This window comes from Mycobacterium sp. TH-M116 (assembly GCF_057473685.1).
Genome location: NZ_JBYCLC010000171.1, coordinates 1 through 4276, shown reverse-complemented (window position 1 = coordinate 4276; position 4276 = coordinate 1). Strand labels below are relative to the sequence as shown.

At 71.7% G+C, this 4276-nt stretch carries 4 protein-coding genes; 1 reads left to right on the top strand and 3 read right to left on the bottom strand.

All coding sequences use genetic code 11. The features are described from left to right. From AC2VOK_RS08765 to AC2VOK_RS08755, 3 genes are all read right to left on the bottom strand, one after another. On the bottom strand, positions 1 to 1224 hold a 1224-nt coding region (locus AC2VOK_RS08765; protein WP_428900126.1), incomplete at its 3' end, for a glycosyltransferase. A gap of 14 nt (positions 1225 to 1238) precedes the next feature. Continuing rightward, a complete protein-coding gene (fni, locus tag AC2VOK_RS08760) occupies positions 1239 to 2261 on the bottom strand; it encodes a type 2 isopentenyl-diphosphate Delta-isomerase (RefSeq protein WP_428900127.1) in 1023 nt (340 codons plus the stop codon). A 17-nt stretch (positions 2262 to 2278) separates the two neighbouring features. Beyond that, positions 2279 to 2758 carry a MarR family winged helix-turn-helix transcriptional regulator gene (locus AC2VOK_RS08755; protein WP_428900125.1) on the bottom strand — a complete coding sequence of 160 codons (480 nt, stop codon included), beginning with the start codon at positions 2756 to 2758 and terminating at the stop codon, positions 2279 to 2281. An 88-nt stretch (positions 2759 to 2846) separates the two neighbouring features. Between AC2VOK_RS08755 and AC2VOK_RS08750 the strand changes: the two genes are divergently transcribed. Beyond that, on the top strand, positions 2847 to 4276 hold a 1430-nt coding region (locus tag AC2VOK_RS08750; RefSeq protein ID WP_428900124.1), incomplete at its 3' end, for an MMPL family transporter.

Here is a 4276-nt window from a genome sequence, read left to right as displayed (position 1 = left end):
GCGCAGTAGGCGCTGTTCGATCACGTCCGCACCATGCGCCACCCCCCCGGTCGCGGCAAAGCCCGCGGAAACCCGGCGCGCGCCGTCGGCCATCGTGATCGTCGTGCGCACCGCCTCCCGCAGCCGCGCGGCGGTAAGCCTCTTCGCCGGCAGCCGGATGCCGCAGCCGGCCATCTGCACCCGGCGCGCGACCTCGGCCTGGTCGCGGGCGAAGGGCACCACGCAGACCGGGACACCGCGATCGAGGGACTTGACGGTGGTGCCCATCCCCCCGTGTGTGACGGCGCAGACGGCGCGGTCGAGGGCCACACCGTGGCTCAGGAACCGGCACACCGTGGCGTTGGGCGACCGCGGCAGTCCCGCCGGCACGCCGGCGGGAAAAGTCACGACCACGTGAACCGGCTCGCCGGCCAACGCCTGCACGGCGATACGACCGAGCCGGGCATCGGCCTGGGCGATCGAGGAAGTGCTGACCAGCACGATCGGGCGGTCGATGGCGGTCAACCAGTCCGGCACGGCCACCGGTGCGGGCTCGAACTCACAGGCGCCGAGGAAGTGCACCGCATCGCCCCAGTCGGGGTGGGGATACTCGAAGGGCTCGCCGCCGACGGCCAACATCAGCGGGGCGCGGCGCATCAGAGCGTCCACCGAGTCGACGGCCGGCACACCGAGGTCCGCGCGCACGGCGTTGACCCGCGGCATCACCCGGCGGTCGAAGAGGTAGGTCACGAACGGCCGCATCGAGGCGTCGCGTACGGCACCGAGAACACCGGGCAGCGGGCGTAGACCGGGACCGAACGGCGGCGCGCCACGGGAGCGCAGGTAAGGAGTGAACGGCGAGAACACCAGCCAGGGCACGCCGGTGGCTTCGGCCAGCGACATCGCTCCCCAGCAGTTGGCGTCGACGATGACCGCGTCGGGCCGCACCCGCTCGATTGCCCGGCGCAGATCCCCGACCTCGATGACCGCGCGCCGGCACAGGACGTCGATCGTGTCCCGCAGCACGTCCAAGGCGTTGCCCGCCAGCCAATCCCGCCCGGTGATGGTCTCGATCCGCGGGTCGACGGCCTCGGTGTGGATGCCGAGCCTGCGCATGGCCTCGACTTCGGTGGCCAGGGTGCGCAGATGGACCCGGTGGCCGCGGCCGGCCAGCTCGCGCAGCAGCGCGCCCATCGGGTAGAGGTGCCCCAGTGCGGGGGACCCGTACGCCAGAATCACGGCCATGCGTGTTCCCGCCGTCAGGCGTCCGTCACACCGACGGCGCGCAGGGCACGCAGATCGGGCGCACCGCAACAGTGCAAACACACCCGCAGCTCGTCGACAAACCGCTGCAGCCACGACGTCGCCGCCTCCGCGGACTCGATCGCCGCGGGCAGCAGCGGGCGGGCGATCGCCACCACGTCGGCACCCAGGACCAGGGACTTGGCCGCGTCCATGCCGGTGCGGATGCCCCCGGAGGCCACCAGCGGGATCTGGGGCAGCGCGGCGCGCACCTCACAGATCGCCTGCGCGGTGGGTATCCCCCAGTCGGCCAGGTCCGGGTAGCGCAGTTCGCCGTACCGGACCAACTGCTCGACCCGCGACCATGACGTACCGCCCGCGCCGGCCACGTCGATGGCGGCCACCGGCGGAACGCCGGAAAGCGCCAGCAGGTCGGCGACCGCTGCACCGCCGATGCCGTGGCCGACCTCCTTGAGCAGCACCGGATAGCCCAGCTGGCCGCTCAGGTCGTGCAGGCGGTCGAGCGACCCCGCGAAATCGGTGTCGCCGCCCCGCTGGATCGCCTCCTGTAGCGGATTGGTGTGCACCGCAAGCGCATTGGCTCCAACCCTGTCCAGCGCCGCGACGATGTCGGGCACCGTGTCCTTGGTCAGCTGCGCCAGGCCGATGTTGCCGAACAACAGCACGTCGGGGGCCACGTCGCGCACGGTGAAGCTTGCGGCGGCCCGCTCCCCCGACACGCTGTCGAGCATCACACGCTGCGACCCGAGCATCATGCCGATGCCGAGTCGCTGCGCGGCGGTGGCCAGATTGCGGTTGATGGTGCCCGACAGTTCGGCGCCGCCGGTCATGGCGCCGACCAGAACGGGCGCCCGCAACGGCGAGCCGAGGAATTCGGTGGAAAGGTCGATGTCGTCCAAATTGGTCTGAGTCAGTGCGTTGTAGGGTAGGCGGTAGCGCTCCAGGCCCGTCGTGATGCCACGGTAGCCGACGTCTCCGTCGAGGCACACATCGATATGGCGCCGCTTGCGCGTGGTCATCTCACCGCGGTCTGTGCTCACGTGACACCCACGTCGGCGCCCGACGCCTGCAGTTCGTCCAAAAACCTTCGCATCGCCCTCATCAGCGCGGTCAGCACCCGATGCCCGGCTATCAGGTCGTCGTCGGGCAGATCCGCCATGGCGGCGTAGGTATGCGCTGCCAGCGGGGTGAAGAACGCCTCGGCGACGTCGCGCCGCTCGGCGGAATACCGCAGGATGACCTTGCGCCGGTCGGACGGATCGGACTCGCGCCGGAAGTGACCGGAGTTGATCATCCGCTCGACGAGGTAGGTGATGGCCGCCGCGGAGAGGCCCATCTTGTGGCGCAGATCGCCCGATGTCAGCGGGTTTCCTTCGCTCTCGGCCACCAGTACGTGGACAAGGGCGCGAAAATCGCTGGGGTGCACCTGGTGCGCCGCCGCGAAAACCCTTCCCAACTGGTCGGATTCGGCCGCCAGGGCGCGCGCGTCGGCGGCGATCAGCGCTTCGAGTCCCATCCGTTTCGTGGTACTCCCATCCGGGTTCATCAGAAGGTCAGCGTACCGCGACGACGAATGGTTGTTAAGTCGGTTAATGTTTAAGTTAGTGAAACTCACGGATTGGGACACGCATTGGAACGCGGTGGCGGCCGCGACGACAGGCCGGAGGTCGTGGCTGCCCGGATTTGGCGCGGTGCTGCTGGGCGTCGGGTTCGTGGTGCTCGTCGGCGGCAACGCGGCGGCGGGTCAGGCGCCGCAGTCGGTGCCCGCCGGCTCCGACTCCGCCAAGGTCGCCGCCGTGGCCGGCCGGTTTCCCGGCGGTGACCGGGTGCCGCTGATCCTCGTCGTCACCCGCGCCGACGGCACACCGTTGGACGCCGCGAACCTGTCGGCGGCCCGCGCGGCCGGCGCCCGGATGCGGGCGGTCACCGTGCCCGACGCGCCCGTCGACGACGCGCCGCCGATCGTGTCGGCCGACGGCGAGGCTGCCCTCGCGGTGGCGCCCGTGCGCGCCGATCTGTCCGGCGTGGCGCTGGACGCGCAGGTCGCCGCCGCACGGGCCGCCGCCCGCGACGGCCTGCCGAGCGGGCTGCGGGCCCGTGTCACCGGGGGGCCGGCGTTCGGTGCCGACATCGCCAACGCGTTCACCGACGCCAACGTCACCCTGTTGGCGGTGACCGCAGCGGTGGTGGCGCTGCTGCTGATCGCCACCTACCGTTCGCCGGTGTTGTGGCTGGCCCCGCTGCTGGTGATCGGATTCGCCGACCGCGTCGCCACGGCGGTGGGTACCGCGGCGGCGTCGCTGACCGGGCTGAGCTTCGACGGCTCCACCGCGGGCATCACCAGTGTGTTGGTGTTCGGGGCGGGCACCAACTACGCGCTGTTGCTCATTTCGCGCTACCGCCAGGAACTCCGGCGCCAGACCGCGTCCCCGGATCACCGGGATGCGCTGCGCCGCGCGGTTCGCAGGGCCGGGCCGGCCATCGTGGCCAGCAACGCCACGGTGGTGCTGGCGTTGCTGACGCTGCTGTTCGCGTCCACGCCCAGCACCCGCAGCCTGGGCGCGCTGGCGGCGTGCGGCCTGCTCGTCGCCGCGGTGTCGGTGCTGGTGGTGTTGCCGCCGGTGCTCGCACTGTGCGGGCGGCGACTGTTCTGGCCATTCGTTCCGCAGCCCGCGCGGCACGCCCGCGAGTCCGGCCCCTGGCTTCAGCTGGCGCAGTGGGTCGACCGGCGTCCGGCCGCGGTCGCCGCGGTCGCGGTCACCGTGCTGGCGGCCCTGGCCACCGGCCTGCTGGGCACCCGGATCGGGTTGTCGCAGACCGAGCAGTTCCGGGTCCGGGCGGACTCGGTGTCGGGATACGACGTCGTGGCCGCGCACTTCCCGGCTGGTCTGGTCAACCCGACGCTGGTCGTCGCGCCCACCGCGCGGGCGCCGCAGGTGCACGCCGCCGTCGCCGCCACCCCCGGCATCGTCTCGGTCACCGAGTCCGCGTCCGCGTCGGGACGCACGATGTGGTCGGTGGTGCTCGACGCCCC

What these genes read in the sequence shown, in the direction of transcription:
- fni (WP_428900127.1), bottom strand. Translation starts at nt 2,261, where the DNA reads ATGACCACGCGCAAGCGGCGCCATATCGATGTGTGCCTCGACGGAGAC.
- AC2VOK_RS08755 (WP_428900125.1), bottom strand. Translation starts at nt 2,758, where the DNA reads ATGGGACTCGAAGCGCTGATCGCCGCCGACGCGCGCGCCCTGGCGGCC.